Source organism: Fructilactobacillus cliffordii (assembly GCF_024029355.1).
Taxonomy (GTDB): Bacteria; Bacillota; Bacilli; order Lactobacillales; family Lactobacillaceae; genus Fructilactobacillus; species Fructilactobacillus cliffordii.
Genome location: NZ_CP097117.1, coordinates 1,308,789 through 1,328,575, shown reverse-complemented (window position 1 = coordinate 1,328,575; position 19,787 = coordinate 1,308,789). Strand labels below are relative to the sequence as shown.

The following is a 19,787-nucleotide window of genomic DNA, read 5'->3' as shown; positions in this document are numbered from 1 at the left end:
CGTTTCCCCTCCTCTCTAAGGTTAGCTTAGTGAATCTCAGTTAATTTACACAAGCTCATCATCTGAGACACGCCCTCACCACGGGGATTTCGTGTTATCATAACTTTAAATTCATTCTAAAGGAGAACAATTGTGCTTTTCTATCGCCAGCTGAAACACTACCGGACACAAGCCGGATTGACCCAGGCAGAACTTGCTAATCAACTCCACGTTTCCCGTAAAACCATCTCTAACTGGGAAAATCAGCGGAGTTTTCCGAATTTAGAAATGCTAACCCAGCTTAGTGCACGGTTAAACGTTTCCACCGATCAATTACTGCGGCAACCCAATCAATCACCCCAACCGAATCCAACTCAATCCTGGAGCTGGATTGGCTTGCTTGCGGTTAGTCTGCTATTAGCTTGTTATCTTAACCTGCTTAGCATCTATCACCTGCCTGGAATCACGCTGCTGTTCCTCTCCACTTTAATCTGGTTACGCTACCATAACGAATCCATGTTCCAAGGAGTAGACAACCAAATTCTCGCTTATTCCAGTGGCTTTTTCTTTCTAATTAACCTACTGGCCATTGGCAAAACCATTAACTGGTCCCAAATGATTCATTTTTCTTCCGCCTATCAACTTGGCATAATTGCCGGGAAGCTTAGCCTTAGCATCGTAGTAGCTGTCGGACTTAGCTACCTCCTCTACTCCGTTTTTTAACCAAGCAAAAAGGGTAATCCGCTTTCGGATTACCCTTTTATTTATAATTCAGTTTAAACAATCATATTCAGCAGGAGCACCATAATTAGTCCCGTTACGGAAATCACGGTTTCCAACGTTGTCCAAATTCCTAACGTTTGTTTGATGTCTAAGTCAAAGTATTCTTTGAACATCCAGAAACCGGCATCGTTCACGTGCGATGCAGCTAATGAACCGGCTCCGATTGCCAAGGCCATCATCACTGGGTTCACATTCAAGGAAGCCATCAATGGAGTTACCAGTCCAGCAGCCGTCATTCCGGCCACCGTTGCTGATCCCAGAGAAACCCGGAGAATCACAGCAACTAACCAACCCAAGAGGATTGGGGAAAGACTGGAGTGCATCATTAAGCCTTTAACGGCATCTCCAACTCCACCGTCAATTAAGACTTGTTTGAAGGCACCACCACCACCAATCACCAACAGTAACATGGCAATTGATTTAACGGCATCAACAATACTAGAAGAAATTTGTTTCATATCCCGACCACGGTGGAAGCCCATCGACCAAATGGCAAAGAGCAACGCGATTACCATGGCAATCATTGGGTTCCCTAACATCGAGATTACAGCATCAAAACCGTGTGGATTCTTAACTTCTTTTCCACCGTGAACCGCTAACTGGTAAACAGTGTTAATTGCCATGAAAATGGCTGGTAGTAAGGAAGTTAAAGCAGATAACCAAAAACTCGGAGTATCCTTTAAATCGTATTCCTTCACTTCACCAAAAGCCGGTAAACTCTTCTTAACTACGAATGCCTTCGGGAAGAATTTCCGCACTACTTTCGTCCACAATGGACCCGCAACAATCACACAAGGAATTGCTACGATAATCCCAAATAACAACACTTGACCGATGTTAGCGCCTAACGCACTAGCAACCGCCGTTGGAGCTGGTTGTGGTGGTAAGAATCCCTGGGTTGCTGATAAAGCAGCGGCCATTGGGATTCCCAGGTATAGGAATGGAACGTCAGCTTCCAAAGCAACTGCGAACACGATTGGAGTTAACAATACCAGTCCCACTTCAAAGAATAATGACATCCCAATAATGAAGGAAGCCACCACGATGGCGAGTTGTAACCGTTTCTTTCCAAACTTTTGAATTAAAGTTTGCGCAATCCGGTATGAACCACCTGAATCAGAAACCAATCGTCCAATCATGGCTCCAAACCCGAAGACGACCGCTAGTTCTCCCAACGTGTTTCCAATCCCTAACTTAATTGTACTAGCAATGGAAGCCGGATTCATTCCGAGTCCCAATGCTACCAAAATTGCTACCACGATTAAGGATACAAACGTATTCAGTTTGAGTTTGATAATCAAAAATAGCAATAACATGATTCCTAAAATTAAAACTACAAACGGCATCATATCTTAGTTCCTCTTCTCTTTCTTTTTAATCGGTACCATTTTTAGCACAAAATATATTGTATGCGTTTTCATTACATATTTCAAGCTTTTTATTGTTAATTTTGTGAATGTTATTAATATGATAGAATAAAAATAAAATATTTTAAGGAGAATCCAATGAACTCAGAAAACAAGAAATTCTGTATTAACTGTGGAAAAGAAATCCCGCCAACCGCGCTATACTGCCCATACTGCAATACCAAGCAACCCAGCTTAGAATCCACTTATTTAAATCGAAGTGATGTTAAGACCCATCAATGTCCCCGATGTAAAAATCTGATTCCTGATGGAGCCGCATACTGTCCTTACTGTGATGAACCGCAAACGAGAAGCCAAAATAATGCTAGTCAGCAACAAACTAGTCAACCAGCTAAAGTGCAACCTTCAACCAAGCAAAATAACAAGCCTCGGCGCCGTAAATCTCATTTCTGGCGCAACGTAATTGTGTTACTGGTGGTAATTTTATTAGCAGTGATTGCCTTCTTTACCTATCAAAACTACCACAACAGTCAAATGCAATCTAATCAAAATCAGACCAGTCAGGCTCAAACTGGTAAAGCGGATAACAATAAAGATCAAGCCAACCAAAGTAAACCGCAAAACAACATTATTGAAATCGTGAAATCCTTTACCCAAAATAACAAATACGAGTCAGGTCAAGATGCGGCGCAGGATGTGCAAAAAGTCGTCGATAAGATTCCTGATAGTTCTGGATCGAATGTCAAATGGAATCCGAATACACAAACCGTCAACGTGAACTTGCCGTCCTCCTCTCCCATCGTCAAAAGTATTGACTCTTCGTCCCCGCAAGTTTGGGATACTACGGTTAAAGCTCTCCAAACCATCTCCCAAGAAATTAGCAATCATTCTACCGGAAACGACGACTACTCAAACATCAAGGTCGTTCGTGATGATACTGGTCAACCAGTTTTACAGGTGGATAAGGGAAACGTGTCATTAAATAGTCGAACTAAATAATTAGATAAAAACACCTCCATCCGTGATTTGGAGGTGTTTTTTAGTTAATGATTAAGATAATGTAAAAAAACAAAACTTGAAAAAACATTCACAAACATTAAGCCTTCATGCTAAAATAAAAATCGTTTAATATTAACGCATAAGCTTAGAATATCTTTAATCTAGTCTGGAGGATTGTATGACTATTACCGCTGCATTCGTGAAGACTCTAACTAACCCCAGCATTGTTAGTGCCATTACTTCAACGATTTTTATTATTTTACTGGGGTTCTTTTTACGAAAAAAGAACGTCTTTTCCGAACAATTTGGAAAAACCTTAGCCAAGGTAACCCTTACCGTTGCCATCCCTGCTCTAGCCCTTAATTCCTTCATGGCACCCATTGACGGAAAAACGTTATCAGAAGGAATGAGTGTCTTAATTTGGGGCTTTTTAATCATCATTATTTTCCTCATTGTTGCCCCCTTTCTTTACATTAAGTTACCTAAATCAGAACGAGACGTAATGGGAATCCTAACCACCTTTGGTTCCACGACCTTCTTTGGAATTCCCATTGTGGGCGCAGTGCTGGGTCCCAAGGGAATTATGTATAGTTCCATCTTTAACATCGGCTATCGAGTTTTCTTGTATTCATACGCCTACATCAAAATGTCTGGTCTCAAAATGGAACTAAAGAACGTCAAAAAGATGATCCTTAATCCCGTTGTCATTGCCACTTTCCTAGGTTTAATTTTATGGTTAATCCAAGACTACGTTCCTCACGTAACGGTTCCTACTTTCGTAAAAGGCGTTATTGATCAAAGCGCAGGCACTCATTCGGTAGCGTTCTTCCGAATCGATCAAACTGCACTGTGGCTCTGGACTCCACTTAACTACCTGGCCCAATTAGCTTCACCATTAGCATGGCTTTCAATTGGGGTGACCCTCGGTTCTCTTTCTTTCAAACAAGCAGCCGGCAGCAAAATTTCTTGGTACTACGGTTTTAACAAAGTAATTCTAGTTCCATTAGTAACATTAGTTCTAACCGGTGGTCTCTCTGCACTGGGAATCCTGCCCATGAGCTTTGTCGCCATTGCTACGATGGTCATTATGATGGCCACCCCAACTGCAACCGTTGCCTCTGCGTACGCCATTAGCTTTAATCGTAACGCCGTCTTGGCTTCCAATGCCTCTCTGATTTCCACAGTCTTAGCCGTAATCATGATGCCGATTTGGATTGCCCTTCTACAAGTAATCAATAGCACGGGACTACTGAAATAGAAAGGAAAACTACCATGGTAAAAATTACTACATACGGAGTTCGTCCCATTGAAGTTGACTATTTTAAAGAACTAAATACCCATGATTACGAATTGAACCTTGTTCCAGAACTACTAGACCACGAAAACGTCACAGCGGCACAGGGATCAACTGGTGTTTTACTGCGGGGAAATTGTTTAGGCGATCGGACTAACCTTGAAAAATTTAAAGCTTGGGGAATTGAATACGTCTTCACCCGAACCGTCGGAGTTGATCACCTAGATTTGGCTACCGCCAAAGAACTGGGTTTAAAGGTAGCCCGAGTCGCAGCCTATTCCCCTTACGCCGTGGCAGAGCTAGCTTTAACGCTGGGAATGACTTTATTTCGGAAAGTTGCTCCAGAAATTACTAATACCCACAACGGGAACTTTAAAGTTTTGGATCACTATTTTAGTAAAGAAATTCATAGTTCCACGGTAGGAATCATTGGCTGTGGTCGGATTGGATCCGCGGAAGGCGAATTATATGCTGGGATGGGAGCCACGGTAATTGGTTACGATCCTAATTCAACTAATCCCCACCAAAAAAACGGGATTCCGCTCGTTGAGCTTTCCGAATTACTCGCAAAGGCGGATATTATTTCGCTCCACGTGCCCTTAATTCCGGGTAAAACGGAAAATCTCATTGATCAAGCTGAATTACAGGTTATGAAGCCCGATGCCATCCTAATTAATACGGCCCGTTCCCCGGTTGTTAATTTACCAGCTGTTAACTGGGCATTAGCCAATCAAATGATCGGTGGGTATGGCGCCGATGTGGTGGTTGATGAAGCCCACATTTTTGGTCAACAATTCGAGAATTGGGATCAACTTCCGAACAAGGAGGTGTTGCAGTTAAGCCAGCATTTTCCCAATGCCATCATTACTCCCCACGTCGGCTCCTTTACGGAACCCGCTTTAAAAGACATGATTAGCATTAGTTATCAAAATTTTGCCACGACCATCGCCACCGGAACTTGTCCGAACGAAGTAATTTAAAATTTCATTTGACAACCAAATAAAATCATTGTTTAATTAATACAATTTAATTTTATAAAGTAAACTTTATACAATAATAATCTATAAAAGATTAATATACATTCATTAAATTATTAAAGAGCAAATTCTATAATTGTTTAGAACGTTAAATAAAAAAGTAATAGCTTACAATGAAAACACCATACAAACCAATATGAGATATTACTTTAAGATATTCAGTTTTAATATCTAATGACTGTGCTTCATCAATACAATTAGTTAATTAATGATTTTTAATTTATTAAAAATTTTAAATATTATAATTTATATCAAAGATATAAACAAAAAGAGGCAGAATTCGTTAAGAATTCCACCTCCTAATGCAGACATATTTATTAAATCATTTACTCATCAATACCATTTGACAAAGAGTCAATTTTCATATGTCACTGTAAAACAATTGTTGCTGTTTTTAATTCAAAATCATATATACCGGATAATTTAATAAGTATAAACCCATCATCACTATAATTATAATATTTTCGTTCTTCTTGACCAATATATAAGTCATTGTACTTAGAAAATATTACATATGACTTACCTAAACTATCTTTAAACACGGGAAATTTAATTTTATCTTCAATAATCATTTTGAGTTTTTTGGTATCTGTGTAAATATATATTATTGATAGAACACTAATTAACAAAATTGTTACAACAAACAATATACTATTTCCTTTATATGAATAGATGGCATAAAAATCAACAATCAATATTGAAATAATTAAAAATCCAACCATTATATTGGTAATCCATTTTGCGGTCTTCCTATGCTTACCAGCCCAAGGAGCTAAAGTTGTATTACTCTTTTTTAAATTAAAAATAGAGTTAGATTTAAATAAATCTGACCTTCGTCCCCTATTAATAATAAGGGAAAAAATTTCCTGAACAGCTATTGGAAAAATTAAATATATAATATTAGTAATAAAATCTTTCATAATTATCTGCCCCTCCAAATTAATTGATAACTATAGTCTAACTTTAAGGTTTAATAATATCAAAAACAAGATTAATATCATTTCCCTTATAATCATTTTTAATTTTATGTTGATCTTCTAATTTATCTATATTTTTATTAGTCGCAATTTTCAAAGCCTCATTATAAGGATTATTGTAATATTCGTTACTATAAGGGATATTTACACTATTATCATCATTATTACTATAAATTCTACAAATGATTTCCCAAGACTGACTATTTATTTCTGTCCATTTATCTCCGTAACTAGCAATATAAGTATATTTATCAAACGAAAGTATATTTTTATTTGGTACTCTCCATACAGTTAGTAACTTTGGCTCAATATAGAATTTATCTCTATTAATTTTGTTAGAATACTTAAATGAATCAGGATATGATATTTTCTCAATCACATTATTTTCACTATTAAAAGTTGACGGATAGTCAACTTTCTCTCCACTGTTTGGAATATTCACAAAAAAATGTTTCTTTGTTTCTTCATTATGTGCAACCATAAATGTTTTATGGCTAATATTCCTAACGTTATAAGTGTAATATTTTTTATTATTTCCATCTACAAAATAACTAGATTTATAATTAGTATTGGCAATTAACTTAGGGCCTTGAAAATTAGTATATAAAAATATAACTAGTCCAAAAATAATTGATATAGCAGTAAGTAAAGGCGCCCAATTTTTTAGAAAACATAAGATTTTCATGATTATAATAACATCCTATTTCTTATTTAAATATAAACTTTATATTAAGTATTGTAAATACTAATGACGACAAATAAGTATAATTTTTCCTTGACAACCAGTTCAAATCATTGTTTAATTAATCCAACTTAACTTAGAAAGGAAATTCATCATGACCAGTCAGTCACTTCGATCAACCAGCTTTTATTTTTACTTTACTTGGAACCCACGCAGATCTAAGTAAGGTAATTTTTGGTTGCCTAGTTAGATCTGAAACGATTTTAACTAGGTTGGTCCGTTAGGATTTGAATTTTCTGGAAAAACTAGCCTAGTTAGAATCTAGATTCTAACTAGGCTTTTTGTTTAGCATTGTTTAATTTAGAAAGGACTGCTTATGCCAACGTCGCTCAAAACCGCTACCAATAATATTTTAAATGGAATCTCGATTGGATTAATTGTGGCTCTCGTGCCGGGTGCAATCCTAAATGCCATCGTAAAGCCATTAGTCCCTCATGCCCCCTTTTTAAGCATCATCCTCGCCATGACTGGAATTGCAGCCATGTTACTGCCGGCCACCAGTGCCGTTTGCGTCGGGATGCTGGCCAAGTTCACGCCGATTCAGACTACTTGTTTAGCCCTTGCGGCCGCAGTTGGAGCTGGAAACGCCCACTTTAACCAAGGTCAAATCGCCGTAACCGGGAGCGGGAACGTTTTAAACATCGGAATTACCATCGCGGTAGCCTATGCCCTCATCATTTTCGTGGGCAAACGCCTTAAAGGTTACACGATTCTGTTGTTACCAACGCTAACGTTACTGATTGGCGGTGGGATTGGACTTGTGACTCTTGGACCAGTGATCGCCTTTACCACGGCCATCGGAAAGCTGATCATGCAGTTCACGGGTTTACAACCGTTAATCATGGGCGCCCTCATGGGCATCTGTTTTGCGATTCTCGTCCTTTCCCCGATTAGCTCGGTGGGAATTGCCACGGCAATTGGAATTTCTGGCATTGCCGCTGGTTCTGCCAATCTGGGAATTACGGCCGCCGCCTTCACCGTTGCCATCGCGGGATCATCGGTAAATTCCCTGGGGACCACCATTTCTCACTTCGTCGGAACCCCCAAAATTCAGATGGCCAACGTGTTAAAGAAACCGAAGTTGTTTATTCCTTCCATGATTAACGCCGCCATCGTGGGAAGCATCGGAGCGCTGTTCAACGTCAAGGGAACTCCAGTTAGTGCCGGATTCGGGCTCTCCGGCTTAGTTGGACCACTGGCCAATTTAGACGCCCATCCGCATACCACGGGAAGTGCCATCATCGTGAGTCTATTATTATTCATCGTCTTACCGGTTGCGCTCGCCTTTCTCAGTCGCTACCTCTTTACTGACAAGCTCCACCTGCAAACGGCCGAAGATTTTCACATTGATTACCAATAATTTTAAAAGGAGATTTTACCATGCCTAATCCATTAGTGAACCACATGAACCATGAAATGCTTGAACTGTCACCCTCCGCCATTCTAAAATTCAATGACGACGTGAGCCAAATTTCCAATCTGATTCCTTTGACCCTCGGGGAACCCGATTTTCCGACCCCCGAACACGTTAAACAAGCGGCCATTGCCAGCATTAACAATGACGAAAGCCACTACGCTCCCACCCGGGGAACAGCAGCGCTTCGGCAGGCCGCATCCGACTTTTTGCACCAACGTTACGGCTTGAATTACGATCCGGAAACCGAAATTATCATGACTGCTGGGGCAACCGGTGGAATTTACGCGGCTCTCACCTCGATTCTAAATCCTGGTGATGATGTTTTAATTCCCACTCCCATTTTTCCCCTTTACATTCCGGTCACCCAGTTACGCGGCGCCTATCCAGTCTTCATGGACACCTCCAAGACCGGCTTTGTGCTGAAGCCCGAACAGCTCGAAGAAACGCTAGCAGCGCATCCCAACACTAAAGCCATCGTCTTAAACTTCCCATCCAACCCGACGGGAAAAACTTATGATCGCGCTGCTTTAGAAAAATTAGCTAAGATTATCAAGCAACACAACATCTTCGTCATTTCCGACGAAATTTACAGTGAACTAACTTACAGCGGCCCCCACGTTTCGATTGCGAACCTCTTGCCCGCCCAAACCATCCTACTTAACGGAGTCTCGAAGTCTCACGCGATGACCGGCTGGAGAATCGGCATCATGGCTGCGCCTAAGGACATCACCGATCAACTTGAAAAAATTGATCAATTTACAATTACCTCTACCACAACCAACGCCCAAGCGGCCGCGACCGAGGCCCTCCAAAACGGAGCAGCAGACACGGCTGCCATGAAGGCCGAGTACGAAAGACGACGGAACTTCATCGTTCCCGCGCTCCAGGACATGGGCTTTAAATTAGCTAATCCCGATGGCGCTTTCTACATCTTCGCCAAAATCCCGGCAGATCAAATTCAAGATAGCTTTGAATTCAGCTACGACTTAGCACGTAAAGGTAAAGTGGCCGTCGTGCCCGGAAAAGCCTTTGGACCTGGTGGAGAAGGTTACGTCCGGATTAGTTACGCCACTTCGATGGACAATCTGCAAGCAGCAATGCAACGCATCCAAGAATACTTAAACCGCAATGAATAGAAAAAGCCTCGTCACGATTGTGGCGAGGTTTTTAGTTGGGCTATAAACGCTGTAATGCTTGTTGTAACACCTTGATTTGGGCTGCATAAGTCGCAATCCCGTAATCAACGGTAAACTGTTGGTTGGCCGTAATGCCATTTTGCTGCCATTCGTCGCAGTTAGCATGGAGCGCATCCAGCTTGAGCTGCTTAAAATCTAATTCTTGTTGCAATAAATTCCGTTGTTGCTGCTTAGTGAGTTGATCCCCAAAGTACAGCTTTAACAAGAAATCCGACTTAAAGGTCTCACCCTTTAAATCAGCATGCAACGCCTTTTGAAAGACCTTTTTTCCCGCCGGCTGAATCGAGAAGACGTTTTTATTGGGCTTTTCCGTTTGGTTAACTTGCTGCTTGGTTACTAATCCATCTTCTTCGAGCTTGCGCAGTGTGGGATAAATCATTCCATAACTACCATCATAGAAGTGGTTTAACTGCTGTTGAATGATTTCGTTAATTTCATAGCCAGTTAGCGGTCCTCGGGTGTCAAGCAGTCCCAAAATTATTTCTTTTCCCTTCATTCCATCGGCCCTCCTGTGTTACTTCGTTGTTGTTATTATAAGCGTCTTTGTCGGGAAAAGAAAAACTTTTTTCTAACCTGGGAACGCTTAAATAAGAATTCGGTTAAAATTGCCAGGCCACTCACCGGTAATGTTCGTTGGTACAGCCGTTGAAAGGCGCTCACAAAGTTAGCCCTCGTTTCCTTTTTAATCAAACCAATTTGGTGTTGCAGTCGTGAATCAGGAACTGACCGCGCGGTGAGCGTCGGTTGCTGGTGTCGAATTGCTTGTTGGATTTGCCGTTCAATTACGTGCGTGACAGATATGGGAAATTGTAACCGCTCAATCCGCTGGTTGGCATCCATAATCGATTTTTGTTGGGCTTGCAGTAAATTGGTGTGTAGCGCCGTTACGAAAATAATCTTACAATTGCCCGCAACATCCAAATGAAAAAACCGCCGAACGCAAAAACTAACCACCAATCTAGATGGATGAACTCCCAAAAGTTCATGCCCGTTGCTTTGGTTTTCTGTGGTTCAGAAGCCGGTTGGGCAAAAACCAACTCATCCAACGAACAATCCAAAAGCTGGGTTAGTTTAATCAACGTGTTTAAATCCGGTGAGGCGGTTCCTGCTTCCCACCGTGACACTGCTTGGCGGGAAATAAACAGCTGCTGGGCTAAATCTTCCTGTGAGAATCCTTGTTTCGTTCGTAATTTTTTTAACTGACTAGCAAAATGATTTTCCATTGTTTCACTTCCTTCCAGGTTAATCTCATTATTCCGAATTAACTTTCATTTGCAAAGCATTTTTCTGGTTTTAGCGGTTGCAGCTTCGTTTCACCCCGCAATTCTGCGTTGCAAATGCGCAACTATCGGTTAACAGTCGCTTTTGGCTCAAAAAAACAGCCCTCACTTAACCAGTGGGAGCTGTTAGTAACATTTTAATTAGTAACCCTTTGGCGTCTTCCAAAAACTCTGTTTGTTGTGATCCTTCAGGTATTGTTTAAATTCTTTGGAATGGTAAGCCTTTTTAACCGCTTTGGCCCACTTCTTGTTTTCACTCTTCTTATCTACAGCAGCCACGAGGTAATAGTCCGGTTTAATATCTTCCGGCAGTAACATCGTCTTCGTGGAAATCTTAGCTGGATAAGCAGTTGAACCTGGTAAAATTACGTAGTCAAAATCAGACCGCGATCGCGGAATCTGCACATCTTGCATTTCCGTAATCTTTAGATTGTACTTGTTTGTAGCAATGTCCTTGCTAGTCGCTTTGATTGGGTCAACTCCCGGTTTCAAAGTAATCCAGCCAGCCTTAACTAACACGTTATAGGCCCGTGCCATGTTGGACGGATCGTTAGGAATGGCAACCTTATCCCCATCACTAACTTCCTTTAGACTGTGTTTCTTGGCGGGATAAATTCCAGTCGGAACGGTCGGAATCTTTGTTAAAGCGGCTAAATGTGCGTGCTTTTCATGATTGAAATTATTCATATAAGCCGTGTGTTGGTCCACGTTCAGGTCGGCTTCGCCGTTATTAATGGCCACGTCGGCTAAGGAAAGGTCACTAAAGGACTGGTTCTTAACTTTGTAGCCTTCCTTTTCCAGAATTGGCTTGACCCCTTTCAGGAATAATTCACTGTAAGGACCGGGCGAAGAAGCTAACCGAATTGTTTTCGAGTCATCCTGCTTGGGTTTGATGATAAACGTAAATACAAAAATTAGGGCGAAAATAACAATAATTCCGCTGATAATGTACTTTTTCTTCATTATAATGAGTCTCCTTTATTTAATTACCAGTTTCTGCGGTGGTTCAAATCTAGTAACAATGTTAACAGGCTTGGCCACCGCGATATTTTCCTAGTAACGTAACTAATTTTTGATTCATCGTAATCCTCCTCAGACAAAAAAGGTCCCTGTCAATTCATACTGACAGCGACCTCTTTTTCGTAGGTTGACAAGTAAATCCGCGAAAATGTGTTCCAGTTCAATATGAATTTTCCCAAAAATCCAGCGTCACCACTAATCAATGAGAAAATCCATCGGCTTTCAGAATTGATTAGTTAAGCATTGAACAACAACACGTTGTCATTAACATTTTCCACGAATCTCCTTTACTAATTTTTAATAAGTATAACATGAATCATTGACTAAAGCCAAACTTTTTTAATTTTGCTTTAAATTTAACCCTGATTTCCCGAATAATATCGACACGAAAAGCCCAGGCCGCCACCCAAAAATATAGGAGCCAGAAAGCGATCAATGCAATTATTTTCAACAGTAACATCATGGTTTCTCACTCCTTCGGGGATTAGCCAACCTAGTTGCGTAAATAACTGACTGGTTTCTGGACCTCAATCTTAGTCCCATCAAATTCACGCTGAACGTATTTTTGCACGTTCTTACTGTGATAAATCTGCAACAGTTTTTGGTACTGGTGTTTCTGTTGCTTTGAGGCATTTTTGGCGGTCGCCAGCACGTTAATATTGGCCTTGGTCGACTGGTTGACCTGCTCATGGTACAAGGAATCAGTCAACACGTTCAGATGCCCCTCCAGCGCAATCGTGTTACTAATCAACGCCGCGGCCACCTTTTGATCCTTAATTACCCTGGGACCGGTTGTGTCATCGATTTCCTGAAACTTAAACTGATGCGGATTACTTGCAATTCCGTTCAGCCCCGACAACGTGCTAAAGTTGGGCTTCAACTTAATTAAGCCGGCTTGGGCTAATAACTTCAGGCCCCGGGCGGTATTAGAGGGATTATCCGCAATCGCAATTATGCTCCCGTCTGGAATCTGGCTCAATTGCTTGTATTTCGTGGAATAAATTCCTAACGGTTCCAGGTATGTGGTTCCGATGACATCGAGTTGCTGCTTCGGATTCTTCTGGTTATAGGCCTGCAAGTAAGCATCCGATTGAAAGGCATTCACGTTCACCTTGCCCTGTGCCGTTGCCGTATTGAGTGCCACTCCGTCGGTGAAACTCTTAACTTGCAACTTGATATGTGCTTTTTTCGTGGCCGGTTGCTTGGCAATGTAATTCCAAATTTTGGCATCCGAGCCAATTGTACCTAACGTAATTTCATCTTTTTGTTGGTGGGCGTGCCCCCAAAAGGTCCACACTCCCAAGAGCACCACTACGACGATGACCCCAATTCCAATGATTCTTCCTTTTTTCATGAAAACACTCTCCCATCTAGTTTCTTACCTCACAACTAGTGGAAGCGCATTCCCCCGTCAATCAGAATGGATTGGCCGGTAATGTAATCGGCCTTGGGCGAAGCTAGAAAGGAAATCACCTGAGCGACATCCTCGGGAGTAGCGGCCCGTTTTAAGGCAATCTCATCCACCACTCCCTGGCGTTGTTCAGAAAAGGTCGTATTTTTTAGTTTCGCAGTTGTTTCGTCAATTCCATCTCGTAATGGGGTCAACACAATTCCGGGATCATAGGCATTGACGGTGATGTGATCCGGCGCCAGTTCCTTGGCTGCCGACTGTCCGAGTCCTCGAATTGCAAACTTTGAAGCTGAGTAAGCTCCTTGTAAGGCGGATCCCTCCACGGAAGCTAGAGAAGCGGCGTTAATAATCTTGCCACCGGTGCCCTGCTTTTTAAACTGCGTGGCTGCCGCTTGAATCCCCCAGAAGGTTCCCAGCAGGTTAACGTTCAACAACCGTTTAACCTCCTCTGGATTACTGTCCACGATGGACGCAATGAAGGCGATTCCGGCGTTATTGACAAATAAATCCAGTTGGCCGAAATCCTGCACCACCTCGTTAACTAAGCGAAAGACATCGTCACGCTCTGCCACGTCGACAACGTACGAACGGGCAGTTTGGTTGTCTTGCTGATTAATGTCATTAGCGACTTGATCTGCAGTATCGGAGTCAATGTCTGCCACCGCAATCGCATATCCCTCTCCGGCTAATTGTTTGGCAATCGCAGCTCCAATCCCGCGACCACTCCCGGTAATAATTGCTACTTTTTTCGGCATCGTTAGTCCTCCTTCGTTGCTGGCCAAATTTGGTTGGCCGTTTCAATCACGAGTTTAATTTTGTCCCACTGTTGGGCTTCCGTAAGGTGATTTCCTTCTTCCGTTGAAGCAAAACCACACTGCGTACTCAAGCCCAACCGGTCTAAATTGACGTACTGACTAGCTTCTTTTACGCGCTCTTTAAGCGTTTCTGGCTTTTCTAATTCCGGTCGTTTGGAAGTTACTAAGCCCAGCACCACGTTTTTGGTGGCTGGCACTTCCGCCAATGGCTGGAAGTCCCCGGCCCGCTGGTCATCAAATTCAAGGTAGTAGTTTTCCACGTTTTCCTCGTTAAACAACGTCTTGGCCACTGGTTGGTAGCCCCCTTGGGCGGCCCAGGTCGAAGCGTAGTTTCCGCGACACACGTGGGTGCTGGTCCGTAAGTCAGCCGGTAAATCTACGAGCGCAGCGTTGTTAAAGGCCACGTATTCCTGTTGCAACTGCTCAATGTCTTCGGCTTGATCCGTCATTAACTTCCAGAAATCATGATCCGCTAACATTCCCCAGGTACAGTCATCGAGCTTCACGTCCCGACAACCAGCTTCATATAGCGCTAAGATCAGGTCCCGATAGGCTGTCCCAATGTCATGCACTAAGTCCTGATGATTCGGATAATACTTTTGGACCGCCGCAATGTTTTCGGGGCCGCGAACTAGTTCGGCGTATAGCTGCGCGGGGGACGGAATGCTTTGCCGCGCGGTGATGCCCGGATAGTTTTTTACGACCGATTGTAAGTAACGGAAGGCCTGTAAGTCTGGATGGTTAGGATTAAACTTGATCTTGCCTTCCACCTGAGCCGAGTCGTTTCGGGTTTCTACTCCATGAAACTGGTAGCCGTGTTCCTGATGGGTGTGCTTGATCCCGTCAAAGCCCCAGAAGGTATCTAAGTGCCAGTAACTACGGCGGAATTCCCCGTCGGTCACGATCTTCAAGCCCACTTGGACTTCTTTTTGAACTAAATCAGCAATTTCCTGATTTTCCACGTCCATTAAATCCTGGGCACTAATGTTGCCTGCTTGCCGATTGGCCCGAGCCCGCTTTAAGCGTTCCGGTCGTAAAAAACTGCCTACAATGTCAAAATGGGTCGCTGTCATAATTAAATCCTCCTAAACTAATTTCCGTTCATACGGGTCAGAACTAATGCCTTGGGCTAAAATATCGCGGGAACATTCCTTAGCCGAGAACAACGAGTGATCGCGATAGTTCCCACAGCTATATTTGTCGGTACCCTGCACATCATCCCATTCAATCTCATCTCGAATTTCTGTAAGGGCTGCTTTCAGGGCTTGCGCTACTTCCGCGGCCGTCGGGGCACCCCACACAATCAGGTGAAAACCGGTTCGGCATCCAAACGGCGAACAATCAATCACTCCATCGAGGCGATCTCGTAACAGTCCGGCTAGTAAATGCTCAATCGTGTGCAAGCCAGCCGTGGGAATAGCATTGGCGTTGGGTTGCACGAGTCGTAAATCAAAGTTGGAAATCACATCCCCCTGATCACCCTCCTCAGCAGCAATCAGTCGCACATACGGGGCCTGTACCTGCGTGTGATCTAACGTGAAACTTTCTACTTTTGTCATCAAAAAAACTCCTCTCAAATCTTAGTTAACCAATTTTCCAATTAAACGTGCCACAAAAGCTCGAGAAACAAAAAAATCCGCTCCTAGTCATTAACTAGAAGCGGATTTCTCCACGGTACCATTCTACTTTGATAGCTACTTACGCACCTATCCTCGCCAACGTCAAAAACTAACGCGTGCAGTGAATAATGGTTGCCAACCCATCAGCATTTAAATCTCAATGCTGCCAATTTGCGGGCCATATTCGCAAACGTCGATTCGATCTACTCACAGCAACCGTAGACTTTCTGAACTATCGAACGTTTGTTACTCTCCCGTTCTTTTTGTTTACGTTTTACATTTAATTGTTGGTACTTATTATATATAGTTCGGATATTTTGTCAAACGAAAAATTAAAATTAGTGCCAAAAAAAGAGTCCACCACCTTGTGATGAACTCTTTTAATCGCCTAATTGCCAGGGTTTAAAGGATCGCTGTGCGTTGCACGAAATTCTTTTTTCGCCTGGGCTTCTGTCTTTTTATACTTGGGCGTAAAGTCTTTACTAACTTTGTTGATTTTCTGCTGAGTCGTAGTGGCATCCGCCTGGGCTGCTTTTCGCTGATTATAAATTGAAACGTTCCAAGTTACCAAGCCAGCTAAAATAACCACGGCAACCACCACGATCATCCGGGCGGGAGTCACAATCTGCTTTAACTTTTTCATCATCGTCTCTGCTCCTTAAAGATTTGGATGAGGTGGAACCGAACCTTGTTTGAGTTCAGATCACCCTTGTTTAAGTCCACTTTAAATAAGTACCGGTTGGTGTGTAAGCGCCGGTGATGCCGGCCGTAAAAGGTAACCGTTACGTTGGAATAGTAGTAATGCCCCCCTCGAGCTTCAGGGCTACTATAGTTATAGATGCTGACGTTATTTAACTGGGTCGTACCTGGCACCGAGTTAATTAAAGCAGTTGCATCGGCATTTGACATGTACTGCTTTTGGACGGTTTTAATCGCCTTTTGCTTAGCATCGTCGGTCGGATAATTGCCAAACGTTTCCTGCATGACCTTTTTCAAAACGTCATTATTGGTTTGCGCAATCGTCTTCACGTTTTCATACGTCAAATTCTCTTGATACGTCACGTCATCAGTCGTCATTTCATCGTATGATTTTTTCAACATGTGATACTTAGTATGCAAATTATCCGCTTTGGTTTGCTCCTGATAAAGCTGATATCGATTGACTCCGGTCAAGATACCCACAATCACAACCACCAGTATCAGCAATCCCACGCCAATTTGTTTGCGATATTTTTTGAACGTTTCCACGACGTCCACCCTCTCTATTCTATTTTATATTTATTTAGTATAGCACCAGTTGCTGATTTCCGGTGCAAAGTTTATCGTAACGGTGTTTAAAAAAGAGTTAAGCAGCTTCGTTCCGTTCTTATGACTTCTCTTGTAAAATAGAACTGTTAAACTACTTTAAATTTCGTGAAAGAAGGATCATCATGCCGAAAAAAATTGCGATTCCAAAAAACTTAGAACCCGCAGGAAAAAAGCTCTTAAAGGAGCACGGCTTTACAATTGTTGAACTACCCGACCAAAAGACGAGTACCTTACTTAAATTAGCTTCGGATGCCTTTGGAGTGATTCTCTACACCGCTCCCTTCCCGAACGACACGATTACCCATATGCCGAACCTCAAGATCCTGGCACGTTATGGAGTCGGTTATAACAACCTCGACGTTCCGTACTTAAACAAGCATGGAATCTTCGTTACCATCACGCCACTTGCTAACGCCAGCACGGTCGCCGAAACCACGATGGCCTCAATTCTAGCGTTGTCTAAACACCTGGTTCCCGCTACTAACGAAATGCGGGCGGGTCATTGGGCTGAAGCGCGTAGCCACGTCGGCTTCGACCTCGCTGGTAAAACCCTGGGGATCATCGGTTACGGCCGAATCGGTAAAATGGTTGAAAAGAAAATGAGTGCCCTGGACATGCGGATTTTGGTCAGTTCGCCCCACGCCACGAAAGCGACATACGGAACCGTGGTCGATCGTGACACCTTGCTACAAGAAGCGGACGTAGTGACGCTTCACATGCCGGTCTTACCAGCAACCAAGCACTCAATTGCCGCGCGCGAATTCAACCTGATGAAGGATTCCGCCGTCTTAATTAACTTTTCGCGGGGAGCAATTGTCAACACGCCTGATTTAATTACGGCGCTCCAAACCGGTAGCATTAGTGGAGCTGCTCTTGACGTTTTTGACGAGGAACCACTGCCACTAACTAGTCCGTTATATCAACTCGATAACGTTTTAATGACGCCACACATTGCTGCCAACACCGTCGAATGTAACGATCGAATGGCTACTGATGCCGTTAAAGAAATCATTCGCGTCGCTGAAGGTGAACAACCACAGTGGCCGGTTCACTAGTGCAAGCAAAAAACACGAAACTCAGCTGAGTTTCGTGTTTTTTAGTTAGATTATCCCATGAAAAGCAGGATGCTGAATGACCCCACTCAGACTCGAACTGAGATCTGCCGCTTAGGAGGCGGATGCCCTATCCAGTTGTGCTATGGGGCCAATTGACTTCCTGATTATTTTCTCATGAAAATTTAGTTTCGTAAAGGTGATTACCGACGCGGTTTCCCCTTGTTTTTCCGGTCTCGTAGGCGATTTTTCTTCCGCTTGCGTTGCTTGGACGGATTTGACACGGGACGCTCGGTCATCGTGGGTTGGGAAGACGGTTGTCGTTCTGCTCTGGACATTGCCGTTGTTTTTTCTGGTTTGACCGACGTAACCGCCGGTACATCGACATGGTCCACCAACTTGCCACGATAGTAGTAAATCGGTTGGAGGTCGTACTCCGTTTCCTTTAAGAGATTCTTTAGGTCCCGGAGATCGTGATCATCCCCAAAGTTAATGACGAGGCCTGGTTCCCCCATCCGACCGGTCCGCCCGACCCGGTGCACGTAAGTCGTGGCGTCAGCCGGCAGGTCATAGTTAATCACCGCCGGTAGCTTCGGAATGTCTAAGCCTCGAGCCGCCACGTCGGTCGTTAGCAAGAGCTTAATCTGTCCCTTGCGAAAAGCCTTGAGCGCCCGTTCCCGTTGGAGTTTGTTTTCCGTTCCACTCAGCTTTTCTGCTGGCGAATAACCCTGGTGCTTAAAGAAGTTAGCGGCCCGGTTCAACTCCGTGGTTTGGTTGAAAAAGACCAACGCCTTGAAGTTTGGTAGCTTGGTGAGCCGGTTTAAGACGTCATTCCGTTTTCCCCGCGAGACTTGAAATTGGCCGTGGCGCACTTCGCCCCGACTTTGGTCCTGAGCGCGCATGTCAATGATGTCAGCCGGTTTTCCCATCTCCTCGTCGAGGTGGTGCAGAATCTCACTATCGGTCGCCGAAAAGTAGGCCACCTGGGCATCCCGAGGCACCGTGGCAATGATTTGGCGGACTTTTTCTAAGGAATCATCCTGGAGTAAGTCATCCGCTTCATCCACAACCACGGTTTCAATCCCCTGCACCTTCAGCTTATGGTCTTGCAAGAGACTCAACACTCGTCCGGGGGTCCCCACAATGATTTCGGGCCGTTTTTTCAGTTTTTCCTGTTGGCGCTTGACGTTCGCACCCCCAATGATGGGCAACACCTTGGCATGAAACGGTGCACCCCAATCCCGAATGACGTTGGTCACCTGCATGGAAAGCTCTTGGGAAGGTTCTAACACGATGGCTTGGGTCCCTTCGCCGGGAATCAGGTTCGCCAAAATGGGCATTAAAAAGGCGACCGTTTTCCCAGAACCGGTTGGCGAAAGCCCTACGATGTCAGTTCCGCCGTCAATCATCGGTTCGTAGACGGCCTTCTGAATTGCCGTGGGGGCAGCATAGCCTAGTTGGTTAAAGCGAGTGGCAAATTGTTCTAACACG

General features: G+C 43.4%; 21 protein-coding genes and 1 tRNA gene. 7 read left to right on the top strand and 15 right to left on the bottom strand.

The genetic code is table 11. The features are described from left to right. The first annotated feature begins 132 nt into the window (after window positions 1-132). Window positions 133-702 (top strand): helix-turn-helix domain-containing protein, encoded by a 570-nt coding sequence (locus M3M38_RS06595; RefSeq protein ID WP_252813984.1) that lies wholly within the window; start codon window positions 133-135, stop codon window positions 700-702. Between the two features lie 53 nt (window positions 703-755). Here M3M38_RS06595 and M3M38_RS06590 read toward each other — a convergent pair whose 3' ends face one another. After that, on the bottom strand, window positions 756-2,111 hold the full coding sequence (locus tag M3M38_RS06590) for a gluconate:H+ symporter (protein ID WP_274705783.1): 1,356 nt from the start codon (window positions 2,109-2,111) through the stop codon (window positions 756-758). A gap of 156 nt (window positions 2,112-2,267) precedes the next feature. Here M3M38_RS06590 and M3M38_RS06585 point away from each other — a divergent pair, with 156 nt between their 5' ends. The 3 genes from M3M38_RS06585 to M3M38_RS06575 all read left to right on the top strand — a co-directional run bounded on the left by M3M38_RS06585 (window position 2,268) and on the right by M3M38_RS06575 (window position 5,402). Further along, window positions 2,268-3,128, top strand: coding sequence for a zinc ribbon domain-containing protein (locus M3M38_RS06585; protein ID WP_252766967.1), 861 nt, complete (start codon window positions 2,268-2,270; stop codon window positions 3,126-3,128). A 178-nt stretch (window positions 3,129-3,306) separates the two neighbouring features. After that, window positions 3,307-4,386: an AEC family transporter gene (locus M3M38_RS06580; RefSeq protein ID WP_252813983.1), complete on the top strand. Its 1,080-nt coding sequence runs from the start codon at window positions 3,307-3,309 to the stop codon at window positions 4,384-4,386. A 14-nt stretch (window positions 4,387-4,400) separates the two neighbouring features. Then, window positions 4,401-5,402, top strand: coding sequence for an NAD(P)-dependent oxidoreductase (locus M3M38_RS06575; RefSeq protein WP_252813982.1), 1,002 nt, complete (start codon window positions 4,401-4,403; stop codon window positions 5,400-5,402). 425 nt (window positions 5,403-5,827) lie between these two features. Here M3M38_RS06575 and M3M38_RS06570 read toward each other — a convergent pair whose 3' ends face one another. Next, window positions 5,828-6,379 carry a hypothetical protein gene (locus M3M38_RS06570; protein WP_252813981.1) on the bottom strand — a complete coding sequence of 184 codons (552 nt, stop codon included), beginning with the start codon at window positions 6,377-6,379 and terminating at the stop codon, window positions 5,828-5,830. A 43-nt stretch (window positions 6,380-6,422) separates the two neighbouring features. Further along, window positions 6,423-7,121 carry a hypothetical protein gene (locus tag M3M38_RS06565; protein WP_252813980.1) on the bottom strand — a complete coding sequence of 233 codons (699 nt, stop codon included), beginning with the start codon at window positions 7,119-7,121 and terminating at the stop codon, window positions 6,423-6,425. A 373-nt stretch (window positions 7,122-7,494) separates the two neighbouring features. On the opposite strand from M3M38_RS06565, the gene M3M38_RS06560 reads away from it, so the two are divergent. Continuing rightward, window positions 7,495-8,538, top strand: a complete 1,044-nt coding sequence (locus tag M3M38_RS06560) for a PTS sugar transporter subunit IIC (RefSeq protein ID WP_252813979.1) — start codon at window positions 7,495-7,497, stop codon at window positions 8,536-8,538. A gap of 20 nt (window positions 8,539-8,558) precedes the next feature. Next, window positions 8,559-9,731 (top strand): aminotransferase class I/II-fold pyridoxal phosphate-dependent enzyme, encoded by a 1,173-nt coding sequence (locus M3M38_RS06555; RefSeq protein WP_252813978.1) that lies wholly within the window; start codon window positions 8,559-8,561, stop codon window positions 9,729-9,731. 40 nt (window positions 9,732-9,771) lie between these two features. Here the strand turns inward: M3M38_RS06555 and M3M38_RS06550 are convergent, their stop codons facing one another. The 10 genes from M3M38_RS06550 to M3M38_RS06505 all read right to left on the bottom strand — a co-directional run bounded on the left by M3M38_RS06550 (window position 9,772) and on the right by M3M38_RS06505 (window position 17,184). Further along, window positions 9,772-10,287: a PadR family transcriptional regulator gene (locus tag M3M38_RS06550; RefSeq protein ID WP_252813977.1), complete on the bottom strand. Its 516-nt coding sequence runs from the start codon at window positions 10,285-10,287 to the stop codon at window positions 9,772-9,774. A gap of 35 nt (window positions 10,288-10,322) precedes the next feature. Beyond that, window positions 10,323-10,712 carry a hypothetical protein gene (locus M3M38_RS06545; protein ID WP_252813976.1) on the bottom strand — a complete coding sequence of 130 codons (390 nt, stop codon included), beginning with the start codon at window positions 10,710-10,712 and terminating at the stop codon, window positions 10,323-10,325. After that, complete coding sequence (locus tag M3M38_RS06540) at window positions 10,676-11,014, bottom strand: helix-turn-helix domain-containing protein (protein WP_252813975.1); 339 nt, start codon at window positions 11,012-11,014, stop codon at window positions 10,676-10,678. Before M3M38_RS06540 ends, M3M38_RS06545 begins: the two co-directional genes overlap by 37 nt. A 198-nt stretch (window positions 11,015-11,212) precedes the next feature. Beyond that, the gene (locus M3M38_RS06535; RefSeq protein WP_252766959.1) at window positions 11,213-12,034 is read right to left on the bottom strand and encodes a MetQ/NlpA family ABC transporter substrate-binding protein; all 822 of its coding nucleotides are present in this window, start codon (window positions 12,032-12,034) and stop codon (window positions 11,213-11,215) included. Between the two features lie 550 nt (window positions 12,035-12,584). Continuing rightward, window positions 12,585-13,445, bottom strand: a complete 861-nt coding sequence (locus tag M3M38_RS06530) for a MetQ/NlpA family ABC transporter substrate-binding protein (protein ID WP_252813974.1) — start codon at window positions 13,443-13,445, stop codon at window positions 12,585-12,587. Between the two features lie 35 nt (window positions 13,446-13,480). Continuing rightward, window positions 13,481-14,257 (bottom strand): acetoin reductase, encoded by a 777-nt coding sequence (locus M3M38_RS06525; protein WP_252813973.1) that lies wholly within the window; start codon window positions 14,255-14,257, stop codon window positions 13,481-13,483. A 2-nt stretch (window positions 14,258-14,259) separates the two neighbouring features. Continuing rightward, window positions 14,260-15,390 (bottom strand): 5-methyltetrahydropteroyltriglutamate--homocysteine S-methyltransferase, encoded by a 1,131-nt coding sequence (locus M3M38_RS06520; protein ID WP_252813972.1) that lies wholly within the window; start codon window positions 15,388-15,390, stop codon window positions 14,260-14,262. A gap of 12 nt (window positions 15,391-15,402) precedes the next feature. Then, window positions 15,403-15,876, bottom strand: coding sequence for an S-ribosylhomocysteine lyase (locus M3M38_RS06515; protein WP_252813971.1), 474 nt, complete (start codon window positions 15,874-15,876; stop codon window positions 15,403-15,405). Window positions 15,877-16,324: 448 nt separating this feature from the next. Continuing rightward, window positions 16,325-16,582 carry a hypothetical protein gene (locus M3M38_RS06510; protein WP_252813970.1) on the bottom strand — a complete coding sequence of 86 codons (258 nt, stop codon included), beginning with the start codon at window positions 16,580-16,582 and terminating at the stop codon, window positions 16,325-16,327. Further along, the gene (locus M3M38_RS06505) at window positions 16,579-17,184 is read right to left on the bottom strand and encodes a hypothetical protein (protein WP_252813969.1); all 606 of its coding nucleotides are present in this window, start codon (window positions 17,182-17,184) and stop codon (window positions 16,579-16,581) included. Before M3M38_RS06505 ends, M3M38_RS06510 begins: the two co-directional genes overlap by 4 nt. 182 nt (window positions 17,185-17,366) lie before the next feature. Between M3M38_RS06505 and M3M38_RS06500 the strand changes: the two genes are divergently transcribed. Beyond that, the gene (locus M3M38_RS06500) at window positions 17,367-18,299 is read left to right on the top strand and encodes a phosphoglycerate dehydrogenase (RefSeq protein ID WP_252813968.1); all 933 of its coding nucleotides are present in this window, start codon (window positions 17,367-17,369) and stop codon (window positions 18,297-18,299) included. Between the two features lie 77 nt (window positions 18,300-18,376). On the opposite strand, the gene M3M38_RS06495 is transcribed toward M3M38_RS06500, so the two are convergent. Then, window positions 18,377-18,449 (bottom strand) — tRNA-Arg (locus tag M3M38_RS06495). Window positions 18,450-18,499: 50 nt separating this feature from the next. Beyond that, on the bottom strand, window positions 18,500-19,786 hold the full coding sequence (locus M3M38_RS06490; RefSeq protein WP_252813967.1) for a DEAD/DEAH box helicase: 1,287 nt from the start codon (window positions 19,784-19,786) through the stop codon (window positions 18,500-18,502). Window position 19,787 lies beyond the last annotated feature (1 nt).